Here is an 18175-nt window from a genome sequence, read left to right as displayed (position 1 = left end):
ATTACGTAACCCTTTCATGGAAAAAATCGATTCACCTCGCTGAGCCATTTTCCGAATTTCCACACTTTCTAAACGTGATATCAGACGTAATGCGATAATCGCGCTTACTGCTAATTTGTGGATACCAACATGGATAACGTTGAACTTTCGCGCCCCATGTGATGTTCGAGAGCTACGGTTGTTACTCTGGGGATACAACAGAATTAAAAAAAAGCCCGGTGGCGCTACGCTTACCGGGCCTACAAATGGCATTTTTCAAAGCCGGATAATTAATGTACCTGCGGGTCCGCCGGAGAGGCGTTATTGCGGATCTCTGCAATATCCATGGCGTTGAAAACGTAATGGCTACCGCAGTAATCGCAGTGCATATCGATTTCGCCTTCATCGGCCAGGATGCTGTCGATTTCTTCATCCGGCAGCGTTTTCAGCGCGCCAGCGCAGCGCTCGCGGGAGCAGGTGCACTTGAACTCCACGTCCTGCGGGTCGTAAATCGTCACTTCTTCTTCGTGATACAGACGCCACAGCACATCGTTCGCCGGCAGGGTGAACAGCTCTTCGCCTTTGATGGTCTCGGTCAGTGCCGCCAGGTGATCGAAATCATCACGCTGCGCGTCCTGTGCTGGCATTACCTGCAACAGCATACCGCCCGCCGCAGGCTTACCGTTCGCTTCGCCGGTGCGGATGAACAGACGCGTCGGCAGCTGTTCAGAGCGCTGGAAGTAATCTTCCAGGCATTCCGCCAGCGTATCGCCTTCCAGACCCACCACGCCCTGATAGCGCTCGCCTTCTTCCGGGGTGATGGTGATCACCAGATAACCATTCCCCACCAGTGCTTTCAGGTCGGCATCGGCAGGAATATCGCCCTGCACGCGCGCCACACCGCGCAGCTGCTGCTGGTTGTTGCCGTTGATCACGGCCAGCGTCATCGGGCCATCGCCCTGCAACTGAACGGTAATATCGCCAGCGAACTTCAGCGTTGCGGTCAGCAGGCTGGTGGCAACCAGCAGCTCGGCCAGCACGTTTTTTACCGGCTGCGGGTAGTCGTGGTTCGCGAGGATCTGTTCGAGGGTGTCTGATACGGTGACCAGTTCGCCACGGACGGCATAGTTTTCAAACAGATAGCGATGTAATTGATCGTGTTGAGTCATAATTTTCTCTCTTGAGGCGCCAGTCACTCACTGTCGCCATATTTAAATCTCATCAGGTCGCGGCGCTCTTTTTTATCCGGGCGTCGGTCCGGATGCGGCATCGTCAGCGCGTTGAGTTTACGTGCCAGCGCGACTTTCTCGCGCTTCTCAATGCTTTCAGCCGTCTCTTCATAAAGCAGCATGGCTTCGCTTGCCGGGCGGCGCTGCTCGGTAATGCTTTTCACCACGACGGTACGTTCGTCGTTGCCCTGGCGTAAGGTGAGCAGGGCGTTGAGTTCGACTATCTTGCTGGGCTTGCTGCGCTGCCCGTTATAGTGAACCTTGCCGCCGTCAACCATCTCCCTCGCCAGCGCCCGGGTTTTATAGAAACGCGCGGCCCATAACCATTTATCCAGCCGAACGCCCGCTGCGGATTTCTCTTTCATGGTCACTCCTTCACTTGAGTGAGGGGATCAGACGACGGTAATCATTCAGGGCGGGATGACGTAAATAGCTTTTGTCCGCCAGACCGGAGTCCGGGTTAGTGACGCCTAAACAGTAGCGAATACCAAATGTCGCCGCCGCGTCCAGAATCGCCTCGCTATCGTCGATAAACAGCGTGCGCTCCGCTTTCAGCCCTGTATGTTCCGCTACCGCCTGCCACAACCGCTGATCCTCTTTCGGATAACCAAATGTGTGGGTGGAAAGTAATAAATCAAGGTGTGCATCAAGACCGGTATGCTCCAGCTTGACGGAAAGGTTGTAAGGATGCGCGTTGGTCAGCAGAATGCGCCGCTTACCGCTCGCCTGTAAGGCATTGAGAAAAGGCACAGTATCATCACGCAGCGCCGCACGCGGCCCCTGCTCGCGGGTCATCGCACAAATATCCAAACCCAGCCGGTCGCTCCAGTAATCAAGACAGTACCAGTTTAGCGTATGCTGCACATCGTGGTACTCCTGGCGCAGCGCGTCGCGCGCTTCCTGCGGCGTCAGGCCCTTCTGGCTGCCGTAGGTCTCAGGCACCAGCGTTTGCCAGAAGTAATTATCGAATGCGAGGTCGAGCAGCGTACCATCCATATCCAGCAGAACGGTATCGACCTCCTGCCAGGCGATGTCAAAATGCATGAGGAGCCTCCAGCCATAGAATTGCGCGACAGGTTAGCACAACCTGCCGCTTTGCTTCATTCAGGATGGAATCAATGATGCGGCATATTTTGCTCATAATCCTCAGGGTTGGAGAGCAAAACGGGGTTGGTGCAGCTTTCGTAATATTTCTGAATTTCGACCAAACGTTCGCGATGACGCTGATAACGGCGCAGCGCCTGAACGCCGTTGTAGACGGCGCAGATAATCATCGCAATCATCAGCAGGGTGGTCGCCAGATAGCGCCACAGGCCGCTGCTGTCCGGCATGCGGTGCAGGTTAACGTGCTGCGTGCCGTTGGCGTCGGTAAAGATATTGGTGACGATGCCTTCCGCGTGGAACGGGGTGTGCATCAGCATGCCCGCCAGACGCTGGAACTCGCTCCACTGCTGATGCGCCGGGAAGTCATACAGGCTCATCGTTGGATAAGGTTGAGTAACGAGATCGCTGCCTTCATCGCTGGTGATAAGAAAACCGCCAGGCGCCGGACTGTTCAGGGCCTGTGCCGCGCGCGCAGTTTCCCGCAGAATAAACGGCGCGGTGGAGGTATCGACCAGATTATCGAGCGACTCGGCGCTGACCGGGCGTAACAGAACGTTCACGCCGTCCAGACGCCCCGAATTGGCGCGCTTGACCAGCGTTTCCCAATCGCGCGTGTTCCCAAGGTTTACCAGTGCATTTTTGAGCCGCGAACACTCGTCCGCCGCCGAGCACAGATCTTTGGTTTTCAGCACGATATCGGCAAAGTCATCCAGCAGCACCATGCCTGATTTTTGAATCGCTGAGCGTAGCGCCGGGCTGACGCGGGAGCTGTCATCCGGCGTTGGGTGCAGCTGACGGTTCACCGCCTGCACCAGCGCCGTGGCTTTATTGACGATATCCGACTCCGGCAGCGGCAGGCGCGGCGCGTTATTCCAGATAATTTGCGAGCAGTCGAACGGCAGGAAAGGCGAACTCTCCTGCGCAGTCCAGGTACCCGGCGAATGAATATTACACATCCCGGTGCCCTGAAGCTGTAGCGTATCGCCCACACGCACGCCCGCTTTGGCGAGCTGATCGACGGTGGTGGCTTCAATCACCTGCGCGCCTTTCAGCCAGGAGAGCGTGAATTTAAACGGCATGTTGAGCGGCACGCTCACCCACAGCATCACCACCACCAGCAGCGCGCCACCGGCAATGACGGCGCTACGCAACCAGTGCTGAAGCGGGAAGTTTTTGACCTCATCGTGCAGCGACAGGAAACGTCCCTGACGCACTACATGCCTGTCGAGATAGATATCGATATCGGTTTGCTGACCGAGATCCTGCGCGACAAACGGCTGCCAGTGGCGCGGGTAAATCAGGTCGATGATGCCCAGTGAAATATTGTTAATGTGCTCCTGGTCATTTTCGCCAAACAAACCCCAGCGTTTTGGTGTGCCGCGCAGGCAGTGGATTTCACGCAGCGACGTTTTGGTGGGCGGCGCAAACAGGCCCCACAGGCCCGCCAGCAGCAGCAAAACGGCACCGCCGAGCAACCAGGGCGTAAAGACGCCGGGCAGGACCAGGCTGCAATAAAACAGGACGAATGCGCCAACGATCAGCAGCGCTTCCCGCAGCCCGTCCGGGCGGCTTAGCGCGTACTCTTCGTGCGTCTCCTGACGAATGTTGAGTAGCTCGATCTGTTCGCTCTCTTCGCCGCGAATAGACGCCTGCGTCGAGGTGGGGGATTCCAGCGCCTTACGCTGGCCTTCAAGGGTGTACTCTTTCAGCGAATAACCGTTGAGGGCAATCACCAGCGGAATATCATCGGTGACGATAAGTTCGATGCTGTTTTCGTCATTGATGTGCTGCTCCCAGAAGGGCGGCAGATGAACTTCGATGGAGTCGAGGAAATAGCGCCATTTATTGGGATCGTCGGTCGTGATGCCGTAGCGGGTAATGGCGCGGGTCAGGGTGAAAACGGTATTGCTTTGCGCATTCAACGAGATAAGCGTAGGGGCGACCGTAGAACCCGATGCGGGGATCTGCTGACTCTGGTTGAGATCTTCAAGATAGTTCTCAATGCCGCGACGCTCATCGTCGGTTAATTTGCGCGTGGTCGCGCCAGGGAATGCATGCAGCCAGGGTAAACGGCGTCGCTTTGCGCGCATGCGAATAAACCAGCCCGCCAGTAAGGCACAGACCAGAATCGCAGCGGTAAAGAGAGTCAATGTGCCCATGCTATTGCCATTATCCTTATTTTTGTCGGTCGCTTCATTCGTCTTTTTTATTATTCACTTTTAGTACGAATGACCCAGGTCTTCACAGATTTGTTGCACACTATCGTAACTCGCGAGGATAACAAACCCCTCTCGCGGCGAATATCAGCAAATTCTCAAATTTGTTTCAACTTCTTGACTTTTTGGAACAAATAAGGGTTATCAAAAACAATAGTTACGAAAATGTAAATAACAGCCATTTTAAATTGCCGGAATGCGCCTCTTGGCTCACAATGACAACAGTCATCACAGCAAAGAACGGTCCAATGAGTAAACCATTACAAAAACCCACGATTCTCCATGTTGAAACGGTCGCGCGCTCCCGTTTATTTAATGTTGAAAGCGTAGATCTGGAGTTTAGTAACGGAGTACGCCGCGTTTATGAACGCATGAAACCGTCGTCGCGTGAAGCCGTCATGATTGTGCCGGTAGTGGACGATCACTTAATTCTCATCCGCGAATATGCCGTGGGCACCGAGTCCTATGAGCTGGGGTTCTCTAAAGGGCTCATCGACCCGGGTGAAACCGTCTTTGAAGCCGCGAACCGCGAGCTGAAAGAAGAGGTAGGATTCGGGGCCAACAACCTGACCTTCCTGAAACAGCTCAGCATGGCGCCGTCTTACTTCTCCAGTAAGATGAATATCGTGGTGGCGGAAGACCTATATCCCGAATCGCTGGAAGGCGATGAACCGGAACCGCTGCCGCAGGTGCGCTGGCCTATCGCCAATATGATGGAACTGCTTGAAGAGCCGGATTTCAACGAAGCCCGTAATGTGAGCGCGCTGTTTTTAGTGCGTGAGTGGTTGAAGGCGCAGGGCAGGTTTTAAAGCTTTCCGGGTGGCGCTAGCGCTTACCCGGCCTACAATTTATGGTGCTTTGTAGGCCTGATAAGCGAAGCGCATCAGGCAATTCGCGGTACCGTTAGAACAATTCCTGCGATTCCCCGTTATCAATAATCTCCGTTCCCACCTCGCGAATCGACTGATGCGTCGGTTGGGTGCCTTCGATAAAGTATTCGGCGCGGCTGTTACCGCCGCTGGACAACTGTCCGGTGCTGCGGTCGATATTAATCGTGACGATACCCGGCGGCGGCGTTAACGGCTGTTCCGGCACCCCGGCCAGAATAGCTTTCATAAACGCATCCCACGCAGGCTGCGCGCTTTTCGCACCACCTTCGTAACCGGAAATCTGATCCTTAATTGCGCCCGAGGCTGAGGTTCTGCCGAGGTCGCGGCGATGATCGTCAAAGCCAATCCACACTGAGGTCACCGCGCCCGGACCATAACCTGAGAACCACGCATCTTTCGAGCTGTTGGTGGTCCCGGTTTTACCGCCGATATCGTGACGTTGCAGATCGCGACCCGCGCGCCAGCCCGTACCCTGCCAGCCGGGTTCGCCGAAGACGTTGGTATTCAGCGCGCTCTTAATCAGGAACGACAGCGGCGTGTTGATCACATGCGGGGCATACTCCTGCGCGCCTGTCTGTGCCACCAGTGACTGGTTAGCCTGTTCAAGCTGCGGCATTGGTACGCTGGAATTCTGCGGCGTTTGTGATGCGGCGACATCCTCAACGTTTTTGTTTTCCAGTACGTCGGATTTCTGCGTTTCGCCGTAAATCACCGGGATATCACATTCCGGACAGGCGATTTTCGGTTTCGCTTCAAAAATCACGCCGCCCTGATCGTTCTCAATCTTGCTGATAAAGTACGGATCGACCAGGAAGCCGCCGTTCGCCATCACCGCATAGCCGCGTGCGACCTGTAGCGGGGTGAAGGATGGCGAGCCCAGCGCCAGCGATTCTGTGCGAACAATGTTCTCTGACGGGAAGCCAAAGCGCTGGAGATACTCCGCCGCATAATCGACGCCCATCGCACGCATGGCACGCACCATCACCACGTTCTTCGACTGACCTAAACCCTGACGCAGGCGAATCGGGCCCGCGTACTCGTTCGGGGAGTTCTTCGGACGCCAGTCTGAACCGGCCCCGGCATCCCAGCGGGAAATCGGCACGTCATTCAGGATGCTGGCGAGCGTTAAGCCTTTGTCCATCGCCGCCGTGTACAGGAACGGCTTGATGTTCGAGCCCACCTGACGCAGCGCCTGCGTGGCGCGGTTAAATTTGCTTTGGTTGAAATCGAAGCCGCCGACCAGCGCGATGATCGCGCCATTCTGCGGGTTGATGGAAACCAGCGCCGAGTTCACATCCGGCACCTGCGACAGCCACCAACTTTCGCCAACCTGACGCACCCAAATCTGCTGCCCGGCCTGCACGACTTCGCTAACGCGACGCGGGGTTGGCCCCTGCGATGTATCTGAACGCCAGGCGCGCGCCCAGCGAACGCCTTCCATTGTCAGGGAGACAGAACTGCCATCGGCCAGCTGTGCGGTCGCTTCCGTCGCGCTGGCTGACATCACCACCGCCGGGCGCAGCGGCCCGTAGGTCGGCAGCGCTTTCAGGGAGTCAGTAATTTTCTTGCTATCCCACGGCGTCTCGCCCACTTTCCACAGCACATTAGACGGGCCGCGATAGCCGTGACGCATATCGTAATCCATCACGTTGGTCCGCACGGCCAACTGCGCGGCCTGCTGGTTCTTACGCGTGATGGTGGTGTAAACGCGGTAGCCGTCTTCATACGCCTGCTCGCCGTAGCGTTTCACCATCTCCTGGCGCACCATTTCGGTCAGATACGGGGCAGAGAAGGCGATTTCCGGGGCATGGTAGTCCGCATCAATCGGCTGGCTACGTGCCTGATCGTACTGCGCCTGAGTGATATACCCTTCGTTCAGCATGCGCGACAGCACCACGTTACGACGGGCCGTGGCGCGATCCATAGAATAGAGCGGGTTGAAGGTGGAAGGCGCTTTCGGTAAGCCGGCGATCACCGCCATTTCGCTCAGGCTCAGCTGATCGATGGATTTACCGAAGTAAACATGCGCCGCAGCGCCCACGCCGTACGCGCGGTAGCCGAGGTAGATTTTGTTCAGATAGAGTTCGAGGATCTCATCTTTGCTCAGCATCTGCTCGATGCGAATGGCCAGGAACACTTCCTTTATTTTACGCATCAGCGTCTTTTCAGGGCTGAGGAAGAAGTTACGCGCCAGCTGCTGGGTGATGGTACTCGCCCCCTGCGACGCGTGGCCGGAGAACAGCGCGACGCTGGCGGCACGGAAAATCCCCACCGGGTCAACCCCGTGGTGCTCGTAGAAACGGCTGTCTTCCGTGGCAATAAAGGCCTTCACCAGCTCAGGCGGCATTTGACTGAGGGTAACCGGAATACGCCGTTTTTCGCCATATTGGGCGATCAGCTCGCCGTCTGCGCTGTAAACCTGCATTGGAATTTGCAGACGCACGTCTCTGAGCGTCGCAACATCAGGAAGCTGGGGCTCAATATACTTGTAGAGGCCATAAACCGAGCCTGCTCCCAGCAGAATGCAACAGACTGCAAGGATTAATAAATACTTTACGAACTTCACCGGAGATTTCCCATTTAGTTTCATTTGGGCAGTTTATAAACAAACGCGCGGTAGTATAAAGGCAAGCCAGATGCATTGATATAGCCGTCACCATGATGGCGTTTAAGGGATATCACGAAATGGCTTTCGGATGCTGGCAAATAGGTCTTCACATTCAACAGGATAAAATTGCGGCCCTTGCGCTCCAGCGCGTGCGCGGCGGCTGGGCGCTGCGTCGTTGGTGGCTTCTGCCGCTTCCCGCTGGTTTCTCGACACTTTCTCCCCCACAGACGGAAAACGCGCTGGTGGCGGCCCTCGCGGCCTGGCGACGCGAGCTTCCGTGGCAGCATGCGGTCAGCCTGGCGTTTCCGGCGCATCGCACCTTACAGAAAACGCTACCGCAGGCGTCGATGACGCTGCGTGACAGCGAGCAGGCGCAGTGGATCGCCAGCGCGATGGCGCAACAGGTGGCGATGGAGCCTTCTGCGCTCTGTTTTGATTATCAGCCAAACATGCAGGCAGAAGGCTGGAGCGTAACTGCGGCTCAGCGTAAGGACGTTGAACCGTTGCAGCGCGTCGCCCGCGCGCTGCGCCTGCATGTGACGGCGATTACGCCCGACGCCTGTGCGCTGCGCCACTTTCTGCCCTGGCTTTCCCACGGGGCGAGCGCGCTGGCGTGGCAGGACGATGCTCATTGGCTATGGGCCGGCGCAGCAGGCTGGGGAAGCGTGTTGCGGGCGGAGACGTCTTCGTTGCACCAACTCAGCACGCGACTGGCTATGCCTGAGCTGGTGCGCTGTACCGCGCAGGCTGATGACGCTCCTCGCTTCGACCCCTGGAGTGTCATCGGGCAGATTCAGCCGCCGTTGCCCGCCGACAGCGATGCGTTTGCCATCGCCATTGGCCTGGCGCTGGGAGCACAGGAATGAGCGTGGCGGTTAACTTTCTGCCCTGGCGACAATCTCGTCAGCGAAAACGGCTCCGTCTTGCATACCTCATCGTGACTGGCGTCATGCTGGCGCTGCTGGTGGCTGGGGCAAGCAGGCAGGTGGAATCGCGCCTGCAAGAGACGCTGCTGGCTTGCCATGTGGATGCCGAACGCCAGTTGATTCACGCGCTGACCCAGCGTGAAGAGCACTTCAGGCAACAACTGGAAGAACGCGCGCTGCTGCAGCGTCAACAGGCCACGCGGCAGCAAACGTTCGCCTGGCAGGCACGGCTGGTGGCGCTTGCCGAACAGTTGCCCGGGCAGGCATGGCTGACCGGCCTGAGCTACCAGAACGACGTATTGCAGCTTTCCGGCGTGCTGGCGCGTTTTTCCGCCTTGCACGCCCTTGATGAGCAAATGCAACGTATCGACGGTTTTCAGCCTGCCGTTGCCGGAAAAATGGCGCGCGATAAAGACGGACGCTGGCTGTTCAGCTATCAGATGAAAAGGAGATCCGCCGATGCTGCGCCCTGAACGCTGGCATGCCGGGCTTGCAGGTGTGCTGTTGATGGCGGCGGGCGGCGTGGCGTTTCTGCTGCAATCCGAAGCAGCCTCGCCGAACGCCGCGTGGAAGCAACAGCAGATACTGCGCATCGCCCGCTGGCAGAGCGTGATGCCGCTACAGGCGGCGCTAAACGTTGCCGCTGACGCCACTCTGGCTGCGACTAAACCCTTTTCCCCTGTCGATTTTCAACGCCCAGGGGCCGAACTGATGAGCTGGACGCCTGCCGTGCGGGGCGGTGAGCTGGTGCTGGAAACCGAATGGGAGCAGGTGCCATCGGTGTTTATGCTTCTGGCGGAGCGGGGAATGCGGGTATCGGCCTTTTCTCTTCAGGCAGGCGAGACTCGGCATGTGCTGACGCTGCAACTGGAGAGCATCAATGCAGAATAATTTACGCGGTGCGCTAATGCTGTTCCTCCCGTTGTTGCTGGGTATGCGTGACCCCTTTTTGCCGGTAGACGATCCCTGTCGAATCGCGCAGCTCAGCCAGTTGCAGTACGCGGGCAGTGTGGATAGCGGGCAACGGCAGATTGCATTTTTGCGCGACGAAAAAGGAAAGTGGCGACGAATACAGCGAGAAGACCGACTCATGTCTGGCTGGCGTATTACGGAAATCACGGCACAAAGCCTGACGATGGAGACGGGTGAAGCCTGCGAACCGTCGCAGTGGCGAATCATTAAAGGAGAAATCGAGCATGATAAAAAGGATAAGCCTGCTGGCGCTGATACTGCTGCCGCTGCTGGCCGCCAGTAAAAATGTGTCGCTGGTTGTCGATGAGGTGCCGGTGGCGCAGGTGCTGCAAAGCCTGGCCGATCTGGAGCAACGCAATATGGTGATTGCGCCCGATGTGCAGGGCACGCTGTCGTTGCAGCTGAAAAATGTGCCGTGGAAGCAGGCGCTGCAAACGGTGTTAACCAGCAGCGGATTAATCATGACCCAGCAAGGCAGCGTTATCGCCATTCATTCGCAGGCCTGGCAGGAAGCACGTCAGCAGCGCGCGCAGGCTGAGCAGGAAAAACGCCAGCAGGCGCTTCCGCTGAAAAGCCGCAGCATCGTGCTGTATCACGCGGATGCAGGGGAACTCGCCAAAGCCGGGGAAAAGTTGCTGAGCCCGCGCGGCACGCTCACCGTCGATAAACGCACTAATCGGCTCATTCTGCGTGATGATGAAAATCATCTGCCACTGTTTGATAGCTGGGCCAGCGAAATGGACATTCCCGTGGGTCAGGTTGAGCTGGCGGCGCACATCGTTACCATTAATGAAAAGAGTCTGCGCGAGCTTGGCGTGAAGTGGACGCTGGCGGATGCCGCCAATCCGCCGGGGCTGGGCAAAGTGACCACCCTCAGTAGCGACTTGTCTGTGGCGGATGCGACCACCCGCGCGGGGTTTAACATTGGCCGCATTAATGGCCGTTTGCTGGAGCTGGAACTCTCTGCGCTGGAACAAAAGCAGCAACTGGAAATTATCGCCAGCCCACGTTTACTGGCTTCGCACCTACAGCCTGCCAGCATCAAACAGGGGAGCGAAATTCCTTATCAGGTCTCCAGCGGCGAAAGCGGCGCGACCTCGGTAGAATTTAAAGAGGCGGTGCTGGGGATGGAAGTGACCCCTACAGTGCTACAGAAAAACCGCGTCCGCCTGAAACTGCACATTAGTGAGAATATGCCGGGGCAGGTACTGCAACAGGCCGATGGTGAAGTGCTGGCTATCGATAAACAGGAGATTGAAACCCAGGTGGAAGTCCAGAGCGGCGAAACGCTGGCACTGGGCGGAATATTCTCGCAAAAAAACAAAACCGCGCGGGATGGTATACCTTTATTGGGCGATATCCCGCTATTGGGCCAACTTTTCCGCCATGACGGCAAAGATAATGAGCGACGAGAGCTGGTGGTGTTTATCACCCCACGCATCATTTCTACTCGCTGAAGGCCCGTTAATCGCTGAAATTTCTTTACGAACTGACGTCAGGTGTTTGACGTGAGACAGGATTTAGCATACAAGGAGTACCGATTTGAGCGTCGGCGCCTCTTTCCAGTCTCCTTCAAGACGGCAATTTAATCTGTTGCCAAACCAGCCGGAGTATTGAGATAATTTTCAGTCTGACTCTCGCAGTATCGCACAAGAGGTTTCAGTTCATGTCCGGCGACGCCAAAGTGTTTGCGGCGCGGATTTATCATTAACGAATAGTCTTAGTAGTACCAAAAAAATGGCAGAGAAACGCAATATCTTTCTGGTTGGACCTATGGGTGCCGGCAAAAGCACTATTGGGCGCCAGTTAGCCCAACAGCTCAATATGGAATTTTACGATTCTGATCAAGAGATTGAGAAACGGACAGGCGCTGACGTGGGCTGGGTCTTTGATGTCGAAGGCGAAGAAGGTTTCCGTGACCGCGAAGAAAAGATCATCAACGAGCTGACCGAAAAGCAGGGCATTGTTCTGGCGACGGGTGGTGGCTCTGTTAAATCTCGCGAAACGCGCAATCGTCTCTCCGCCCGCGGCGTGGTGGTTTATCTCGAAACGACCATCGAAAAACAGCTGGCACGTACGCAGCGCGATAAAAAACGTCCGCTGTTGCAGGTTGATGCACCGCAGCGCGATGTCTTCGTGGCGTTGGCCGATGAGCGCAACCCGCTGTATGAAGAGATTGCCGACATCACTATCCGTACTGACGATCAGAGTGCAAAAGTGGTCGCGAACCAGATCATTCATATGCTGGAAAGCAACTGATACTGGGCAGCGAACACTGCGTCAGCGTAAAGCGTTTAAGCGAATATAAGTAACCAAGGTGGACGTCGCGTTATGGAGAGGCTTACTGTAACTCTCGGGGAACGTAGTTACCCGATAACCATCGCGGCTGGTTTGTTTAACGATCCAGCTTCCTTCTTACCGCTCAAGTCTGGCAGCCAGGTTATGCTGGTCACCAACGAAACGCTGGCGCCGCTCTATCTTGATAAGGTCCGTTCTGTGTTAGAACAGGCTGGCGTCAAGGTCGATAGCGTGATCCTTCCCGATGGCGAGAAGTACAAAAGCCTGGCCGTGATGGACACCGTCTTTACAGCACTACTGCAAAAACCGCACGGTCGCGATACGACCCTGGTAGCCCTTGGCGGCGGCGTCATTGGCGATTTAACCGGGTTTGCGGCGGCGAGCTATCAGCGCGGCGTGCGCTTTATTCAGGTACCTACCACGCTGCTTTCGCAGGTAGATTCCTCGGTTGGCGGCAAAACAGCCGTAAACCATCCCCTTGGCAAGAATATGATTGGCGCGTTCTGGCAACCGGCTTCCGTGGTTGTCGATTTGAACTGCCTGAAAACCCTGCCTGCGCGTGAACTCTCTTCGGGTCTCGCTGAAGTCATCAAATATGGCATTATCCTTGACGCGCCGTTCTTCGACTGGCTGGAAGAGAATATTGATGCCCTGATGGCCCTCGATGAGAAAGCCATGGCGTACTGCATTCGTCGCTGTTGCGAATTAAAAGCAGAAGTTGTCGCTGCGGACGAGCGCGAAACCGGCTTACGTGCTTTACTCAATCTTGGACATACATTTGGACATGCGATTGAAGCCGAGATGGGTTACGGTAACTGGCTTCACGGTGAAGCGGTTGCTGCTGGCATGGTCATGGCGGCGCATACCTCTGAACGCTTAGGTCAGTTTAAGCCGGAAGAGACACAGCGTATTATTGCGCTGCTCAAGCGCGCAAACCTGCCGGTCACGGGCCCGCAGGAGATGACGGCACAAGCCTATCTGCCGCACATGATGCGCGACAAAAAAGTTTTAGCCGGTGAGATGCGACTCGTCCTCCCGCTGGCAATCGGTAAAAGTGAAGTGCGCGGCGGTGTGCCGCATGATGTGGTTCTTGGCGCTATTGCTGATACTCAGCGGGCGCAACAATAAGAAAGGTCAAGCCGCGTTCGCGCGGCGTTTTATCTTCAGGTGAAGTGCAATAGTTGTGGGCGTGAGCCTTTTAGTGGGGTGTTAAATGGATGAATTTAAACCAGAAGACGAGCTGAAACCCGATCCCAGCGATCGTCGTACTGGTCGCTCTCGTCAATCTTCCGATCGTGACAATGAGCCGCAGATCAATTTTGATGATGTGGAGCTGGAAGCGGATGAGCGCCGTCCGGCCCGTAGCCGCAAGGCACGTGAAGATGTCGAGCCCGAAGATGAGCTGTATGACGACGAAGATGATGCAGAGGCGGAAGAAGTCGTCGAGCGTCGTCCGCGTAAACGTAAATCCCCACCGCGTAAACCGGCCTCCCGCCAGTACATTATGATGGGCGTCGGGATTCTGGTGCTGCTGCTGCTGATCGTCGGCATCGGCTCGGCGCTGAAGTCGCCGTCTTCCTCTTCCAGCGACCAGAGCGCGTCAACGGAAAAAAATATCGATCTCTCCGGTGATGCTGCCGATCAGGCAAATGGCACGCAGCCTGCGCCAGGCACCACTTCAGCAGAGCAGACCGCAGGCGCTAACCCGCAGCAGGACGTTTCTCTGCCGCCTATCTCTTCCACGCCGACTCAGGGTCAGCCAGCCGCAACGGCTGAAGGCCAGCAGCGTGTGGAAGTACAGGGCGATCTGAACAACGCACTGACTCAGCAGCAGGGCCAGGTCGATAACGTAGTAGTGAACTCCACGCTGCCAACCGAACCGGCTACCGTTGCACCTATCCGTAACGGCGCGGCATCTCGCCCGGCGGCAACGGAAACGGCACCGCGTCAGCAGACGGCGGCAACGCGTCCTGAACGTAAACAAGCTGTGATTGAACCGAAACCGCAGAGCAAACCGCAAACGACCGCGGCGGCGAAACCGGCTCCGGTGACAACGCCTAAACCTGTTGCCCAGCAGCCGAAACATACCGAAACCGCAGCCACGAGCACGCCGGCGAAAACGCCTGCGACCTCTACCGCTCCGGCGAAACCGGCAGCTACGGCAACCACCACGGCACCTGCAGCAACATCAACGACTACCCCTGCGGCGACCACTGCACCGGCTGCCACTGCGGCAACCAGCGCTCCGTCCAGCAGCGCGGCGAAATCCGCAGGTGATGTGAACTCACTGAAATCTGCACCAGGCGGTCATTACACGCTGCAGCTCAGCTCCTCTTCCAACTACGACAACCTGAACGGTTGGGCGAAGAAAGAGAATCTGAAAGACTACGTGGTTTATCAGACCACGCGTAACGGTCAGCCATGGTATGTGCTGGTAACGGGTGTTTACGCGTCGAAAGATGATGCGAAACGCGCGGTCACCACGCTGCCTGCCGATGTACAGGCAAAAAATCCGTGGGCGAAACCGTTGCATCAGGTGCAATCTGACCTGAAGTAATGTGACGTGCTACAAGCGCAGGATGCTGTCGGAGCTTTCTCCACAGCCGGAGAAAGTGTAATTAGTTAGGCAGCATGAAAAAAAATCGCGCTTTTTTGAAATGGGCAGGGGGCAAGTACCCCCTGCTCGAAGATATTAGACATCACTTGCCATCAGGTGACTGCCTGGTGGAGCCCTTCGTGGGCGCCGGGTCGGTATTTCTTAATACCGACTTTTCTCGTTATATCCTTGCTGATATCAACAGCGATCTTATCGATCTCTACAACATCGTAAAAAACCAGCCTGACGACTACGTCGCTGAGGCCCGCAAGGTTTTCACGCCAGAAACGAATGATTCCGAGCGCTACTATGCGTTTCGTAGCGAATTTAACGCCAGCACGGATAAAATGCGTCGTGCGGTACTCTTCTTGTACCTGAATCGCCACGGTTACAATGGCCTGTGCCGTTACAACTTGCGCGGCGAGTTCAACGTGCCGTTTGGCCGATACAAGAAGCCTTACTTCCCGGAAGCCGAGCTATATCACTTCGCCGAAAAAGCGCAGAACGCTGAGTTCTATTGCGAGTCGTATGAAGTGTGTATGGACCGCGCGCAGCAGGCAAAGAAAGCGGTCGTTTATTGCGATCCGCCGTACGCGCCGCTCTCCGCAACGGCCAACTTTACGGCCTACCACACCAATAGCTTCAGCAGCGAACAGCAAAAGCTGCTGGCTGATAAAGCCGAAGAGCTGGTGGCAAAGCGTATTCCGGTACTGATTTCAAACCATCGCACACCCGAGACGGTGGCGTGGTATAACAACGCAGTACAGCACGTCGTAAAAGTGCGACGCAGCATTAGCCGCAACGGCGGCACGCGTAATAAGGTGGATGAGCTGCTGGCGTTGTATCGTCCGGCAGATAAAAAATAGTTTTTAGGAGATGCGGATGAAACAGTTTTTGATTGCCCCCTCAATTCTGTCGGCTGATTTTGCCCGCCTGGGTGAAGACACCGCCAACGCACTGGCAGCCGGTGCGGATGTGGTTCATTTCGATGTTATGGATAACCACTACGTGCCGAACCTGACCATCGGCCCGATGGTGCTGAAAGCCCTGCGTAAATACGGTATTACCGCGCCTATCGACGTTCATCTGATGGTGAAACCGGTTGACCGCATTGTTCCCGATTTCGCGGCGGCAGGCGCCAGCATTATTACCTTCCATCCCGAAGCCTCTGAGCACGTTGACCGCACGCTGCAACTGATCAAAGAGCACGGCTGTAAAGCGGGGCTGGTATTCAACCCGGCGACGCCGCTGAGCTATCTCGATTATGTAATGGATAAGCTGGACGTGATCCTGCTGATGTCGGTGAACCCAGGCTTCGGCGGCCAGTCCTTCATTCCTCACACCCTCGATAAGCTGCGTGAAGTGCGTCGTCGCATTGACGAATCTGGCTATGATATCCGCCTGGAAGTGGACGGCGGGGTGAAGGTGAACAACATTGGTGAAATCGCCGCCGCCGGGGCAGATATGTTTGTCGCAGGCTCGGCGATTTTTGACCAGCCGGATTATAAAAAAGTGATTGATGAAATGCGCAGTGAACTGGCAAAGGTAAGTCATGGATAAATTGCAGACCCTCCGCGGCGTGGCCTTCGATCTCGACGGCACGCTGGTGGATAGCGCGCCGGGGCTGACCGCGGCGGTTGATAGCGCGCTCTACGCGCTGGAACTCCCGGTAGCAGGCGAAGAACGCGTGGTCACCTGGATTGGCAACGGTGCTGATGTCCTGATGGAGCGGGCGCTGGCCTGGTCGCGTCAGGAGCGTGCGACTCAACGTGCGGCCCAGGGGAAACCTTCCGTTGACCATGCGGATATCCCGCAGGATGAACAGCTGCGCGTGTTGCGTCGCCTGTTTGATCGCTACTACGCCGAGTTTGCCGAAGAGGGCAGTTTCCTCTTCCCGCATGTTGAACAGACGCTGACGGCGCTGCATGACAAAGGCCTGCTGCTGGCGCTGGTGACCAACAAGCCGACGCCGTTTGTCGCGCCGCTACTTGAGTCGCTGGGCATTGCGCGTTTCTTTAGCGTGGTGATTGGCGGCGATGACGTGCAGAACAAGAAGCCGCATCCGGAGCCGCTGTTGCTGGTGGCGAAGCGTCTGGAAATCGAACCGGCTGAACTGTTGTTTGTGGGCGATTCACGCAACGATATTCAGGCGGCACAGGCGGCGGGCTGCTGCTCCGTGGGCCTGACCTACGGCTACAACTATGGCGAATCTATCGCGCTCAGCTCGCCCGATTATATCTTCGACCAGTTTAACGAACTCTTGCCCGCGCTCGGGCTTCCGCACAGTGAAAATCAGGAATTAGAAAATGACTAAGCCCATCGTTTTTAGTGGCGCACAGCCGTCGGGTGAATTGACCATTGGCAACTACATGGGTGCGCTGCGTCAGTGGGTAAACATGCAGGATGACTACCATTGCATCTATTGCATCGTTGACCAACATGCGATCACCGTGCGTCAGGACCCGCAGGCGCTGCGCAAAGCGACGTTAGATACCCTGGCGCTCTATCTGGCCTGTGGCATTGACCCGGAAAAAAGCACCATCTTCGTTCAGTCTCACGTGCCGGAACACGCGCAGCTGAGCTGGGCGCTGAACTGCTATACCTACTTCGGTGAACTGAGCCGCATGACCCAGTTCAAAGATAAATCCGCACGCTATGCGGAAAACATCAACGCCGGTCTGTTTGACTACCCTGTGCTGATGGCGGCAGACATCCTGCTGTATCAAACCAATCAGGTGCCGGTGGGTGAAGATCAGAAACAGCACCTGGAACTGAGCCGCGATATCGCCCAGCGCTTTAACGCCATTTATGGCGATATTTTTAAAGTGCCAGAGCCGTTCATTCCGAAATCCGGCGCGCGCGTGATGTCGCTGCTGGAGCCGACCAAGAAGATGTCCAAATCTGATGACAACCGCAACAACGTCATCGGCCTGCTGGAAGATCCGAAATCCGTGGTGAAGAAAATCAAACGTGCGATGACCGACTCGGAAGAGCCGCCGGTGGTGCGTTATGATGTGAAAGAGAAAGCGGGCGTTTCCAACCTGCTTGATATTCTCTCTGCCGTTACGGGCCAGAGCATTCCGGAGCTGGAAAAACACTTCGAAGGCAAAATGTACGGCCACCTGAAAGGCGAAGTGGCAGAAGCCGTTTCCGGCATGCTGACCGAGCTTCAGGAACGCTATCACCGTTTCCGTAACGATGAAGCGCTGCTCAACAAAATCATGAAAGAGGGCGCGGACAAAGCCAGCGCGCGCGCGGGGCAAACCCTGAAAGCGGTGTATGAAGCGATTGGGTTTGTGGGTAAGCCTGTATAATAAATGACTGAAGCCGGGAATATTCCCGGCTTTTTTATATCAT

18 protein-coding genes are annotated in these 18175 nt (G+C 56.2%); 13 read left to right on the top strand and 5 right to left on the bottom strand.

All coding sequences use genetic code 11. From position 1 onward, the window contains the following. Positions 1–269: 269 nt before the first annotated feature. The 4 genes from hslO to ACWWFX_RS04695 all read right to left on the bottom strand — a co-directional run bounded on the left by hslO (position 270) and on the right by ACWWFX_RS04695 (position 4471). Entirely contained in the window at positions 270–1148 is an 879-nt protein-coding gene (gene hslO / locus ACWWFX_RS04710) for an Hsp33 family molecular chaperone HslO (RefSeq protein WP_015962680.1), read from the bottom strand. A gap of 23 nt (positions 1149–1171) precedes the next feature. Further along, positions 1172–1573, bottom strand: coding sequence for a ribosome-associated heat shock protein Hsp15 (hslR, locus tag ACWWFX_RS04705; protein ID WP_276218733.1), 402 nt, complete (start codon positions 1571–1573; stop codon positions 1172–1174). Between the two features lie 10 nt (positions 1574–1583). After that, positions 1584–2252, bottom strand: coding sequence for a GMP/IMP nucleotidase (gene yrfG, locus ACWWFX_RS04700; RefSeq protein ID WP_473223323.1), 669 nt, complete (start codon positions 2250–2252; stop codon positions 1584–1586). Positions 2253–2323: 71 nt separating this feature from the next. Continuing rightward, a complete protein-coding gene (locus ACWWFX_RS04695) occupies positions 2324–4471 on the bottom strand; it encodes an intracellular growth attenuator family protein (protein WP_473223322.1) in 2148 nt (715 codons plus the stop codon). Between the two features lie 305 nt (positions 4472–4776). Here ACWWFX_RS04695 and nudE point away from each other — a divergent pair, with 305 nt between their 5' ends. Continuing rightward, entirely contained in the window at positions 4777–5337 is a 561-nt protein-coding gene (nudE, locus tag ACWWFX_RS04690; protein ID WP_231826033.1) for an ADP compounds hydrolase NudE, read from the top strand. Positions 5338–5431: 94 nt separating this feature from the next. Here the strand turns inward: nudE and mrcA are convergent, their stop codons facing one another. Next, complete coding sequence (gene mrcA, locus ACWWFX_RS04685; RefSeq protein WP_473223321.1) at positions 5432–7984, bottom strand: peptidoglycan glycosyltransferase/peptidoglycan DD-transpeptidase MrcA; 2553 nt, start codon at positions 7982–7984, stop codon at positions 5432–5434. A gap of 119 nt (positions 7985–8103) precedes the next feature. Here mrcA and ACWWFX_RS04680 point away from each other — a divergent pair, with 119 nt between their 5' ends. The 12 genes from ACWWFX_RS04680 to trpS all read left to right on the top strand — a co-directional run bounded on the left by ACWWFX_RS04680 (position 8104) and on the right by trpS (position 18132). Further along, entirely contained in the window at positions 8104–8892 is a 789-nt protein-coding gene (locus ACWWFX_RS04680; protein ID WP_473223320.1) for a pilus assembly protein, read from the top strand. 2 nt (positions 8893–8894) lie between these two features. After that, the gene (locus tag ACWWFX_RS04675) at positions 8895–9425 is read left to right on the top strand and encodes a PilN domain-containing protein (protein ID WP_473223319.1); all 531 of its coding nucleotides are present in this window, start codon (positions 8895–8897) and stop codon (positions 9423–9425) included. Further along, on the top strand, positions 9412–9843 hold the full coding sequence (locus ACWWFX_RS04670; RefSeq protein WP_276218721.1) for a HofO family protein: 432 nt from the start codon (positions 9412–9414) through the stop codon (positions 9841–9843). Before ACWWFX_RS04675 ends, ACWWFX_RS04670 begins: the two co-directional genes overlap by 14 nt. Then, the gene (locus tag ACWWFX_RS04665; protein ID WP_473223318.1) at positions 9833–10207 is read left to right on the top strand and encodes a HofP DNA utilization family protein; all 375 of its coding nucleotides are present in this window, start codon (positions 9833–9835) and stop codon (positions 10205–10207) included. Before ACWWFX_RS04670 ends, ACWWFX_RS04665 begins: the two co-directional genes overlap by 11 nt. Next, positions 10149–11381 (top strand): DNA uptake porin HofQ, encoded by a 1233-nt coding sequence (hofQ, locus tag ACWWFX_RS04660; protein ID WP_473223317.1) that lies wholly within the window; start codon positions 10149–10151, stop codon positions 11379–11381. The genes ACWWFX_RS04665 and hofQ overlap by 59 nt, the downstream gene beginning before the upstream one ends. Positions 11382–11661: 280 nt before the next feature. Further along, positions 11662–12183: a shikimate kinase AroK gene (aroK, locus tag ACWWFX_RS04655; protein ID WP_108476603.1), complete on the top strand. Its 522-nt coding sequence runs from the start codon at positions 11662–11664 to the stop codon at positions 12181–12183. Between the two features lie 72 nt (positions 12184–12255). Beyond that, a complete protein-coding gene (gene aroB / locus ACWWFX_RS04650) occupies positions 12256–13350 on the top strand; it encodes a 3-dehydroquinate synthase (protein WP_276218714.1) in 1095 nt (364 codons plus the stop codon). Between the two features lie 85 nt (positions 13351–13435). Continuing rightward, on the top strand, positions 13436–14779 hold the full coding sequence (gene damX / locus ACWWFX_RS04645; RefSeq protein WP_473223316.1) for a cell division protein DamX: 1344 nt from the start codon (positions 13436–13438) through the stop codon (positions 14777–14779). A gap of 74 nt (positions 14780–14853) precedes the next feature. Continuing rightward, positions 14854–15684, top strand: a complete 831-nt coding sequence (gene dam, locus ACWWFX_RS04640) for an adenine-specific DNA-methyltransferase (protein WP_456146943.1) — start codon at positions 14854–14856, stop codon at positions 15682–15684. 16 nt (positions 15685–15700) lie between these two features. After that, entirely contained in the window at positions 15701–16378 is a 678-nt protein-coding gene (rpe, locus tag ACWWFX_RS04635) for a ribulose-phosphate 3-epimerase (protein WP_108476607.1), read from the top strand. Next, the gene (gph, locus tag ACWWFX_RS04630) at positions 16371–17132 is read left to right on the top strand and encodes a phosphoglycolate phosphatase (RefSeq protein WP_276218706.1); all 762 of its coding nucleotides are present in this window, start codon (positions 16371–16373) and stop codon (positions 17130–17132) included. The genes rpe and gph overlap by 8 nt, the downstream gene beginning before the upstream one ends. Then, positions 17125–18132, top strand: a complete 1008-nt coding sequence (gene trpS, locus ACWWFX_RS04625) for a tryptophan--tRNA ligase (RefSeq protein WP_276218704.1) — start codon at positions 17125–17127, stop codon at positions 18130–18132. Before gph ends, trpS begins: the two co-directional genes overlap by 8 nt. The last annotated feature ends 43 nt before the right edge of the window (positions 18133–18175 follow it).

This window comes from Pseudocitrobacter sp. 2023LY-00077, assembly GCF_055796175.1.
This window is presented reverse-complemented; position numbering and strand designations above follow the sequence as displayed.

Coding starts and splice junctions, on each gene's coding strand:
- gph (WP_276218706.1), top strand. CDS start 16,371: ATGGATAAATTGCAGACCCTCCGCGGCGTGGCCTTCGATCTCGACGGC.
- ACWWFX_RS04670 (WP_276218721.1), top strand. CDS start 9,412: ATGCTGCGCCCTGAACGCTGGCATGCCGGGCTTGCAGGTGTGCTGTTG.
- hslR (WP_276218733.1), bottom strand. CDS start 1,573: ATGAAAGAGAAATCCGCAGCGGGCGTTCGGCTGGATAAATGGTTATGG.
- trpS (WP_276218704.1), top strand. CDS start 17,125: ATGACTAAGCCCATCGTTTTTAGTGGCGCACAGCCGTCGGGTGAATTG.
- hslO (WP_015962680.1), bottom strand. CDS start 1,148: ATGACTCAACACGATCAATTACATCGCTATCTGTTTGAAAACTATGCC.
- ACWWFX_RS04680 (WP_473223320.1), top strand. CDS start 8,104: ATGGCTTTCGGATGCTGGCAAATAGGTCTTCACATTCAACAGGATAAA.
- hofQ (WP_473223317.1), top strand. CDS start 10,149: ATGATAAAAAGGATAAGCCTGCTGGCGCTGATACTGCTGCCGCTGCTG.
- ACWWFX_RS04695 (WP_473223322.1), bottom strand. CDS start 4,471: ATGGGCACATTGACTCTCTTTACCGCTGCGATTCTGGTCTGTGCCTTA.
- ACWWFX_RS04665 (WP_473223318.1), top strand. CDS start 9,833: ATGCAGAATAATTTACGCGGTGCGCTAATGCTGTTCCTCCCGTTGTTG.
- damX (WP_473223316.1), top strand. CDS start 13,436: ATGGATGAATTTAAACCAGAAGACGAGCTGAAACCCGATCCCAGCGAT.
- yrfG (WP_473223323.1), bottom strand. CDS start 2,252: ATGCATTTTGACATCGCCTGGCAGGAGGTCGATACCGTTCTGCTGGAT.
- aroK (WP_108476603.1), top strand. CDS start 11,662: ATGGCAGAGAAACGCAATATCTTTCTGGTTGGACCTATGGGTGCCGGC.
- dam (WP_456146943.1), top strand. CDS start 14,854: ATGAAAAAAAATCGCGCTTTTTTGAAATGGGCAGGGGGCAAGTACCCC.
- rpe (WP_108476607.1), top strand. CDS start 15,701: ATGAAACAGTTTTTGATTGCCCCCTCAATTCTGTCGGCTGATTTTGCC.
- nudE (WP_231826033.1), top strand. CDS start 4,777: ATGAGTAAACCATTACAAAAACCCACGATTCTCCATGTTGAAACGGTC.
- aroB (WP_276218714.1), top strand. CDS start 12,256: ATGGAGAGGCTTACTGTAACTCTCGGGGAACGTAGTTACCCGATAACC.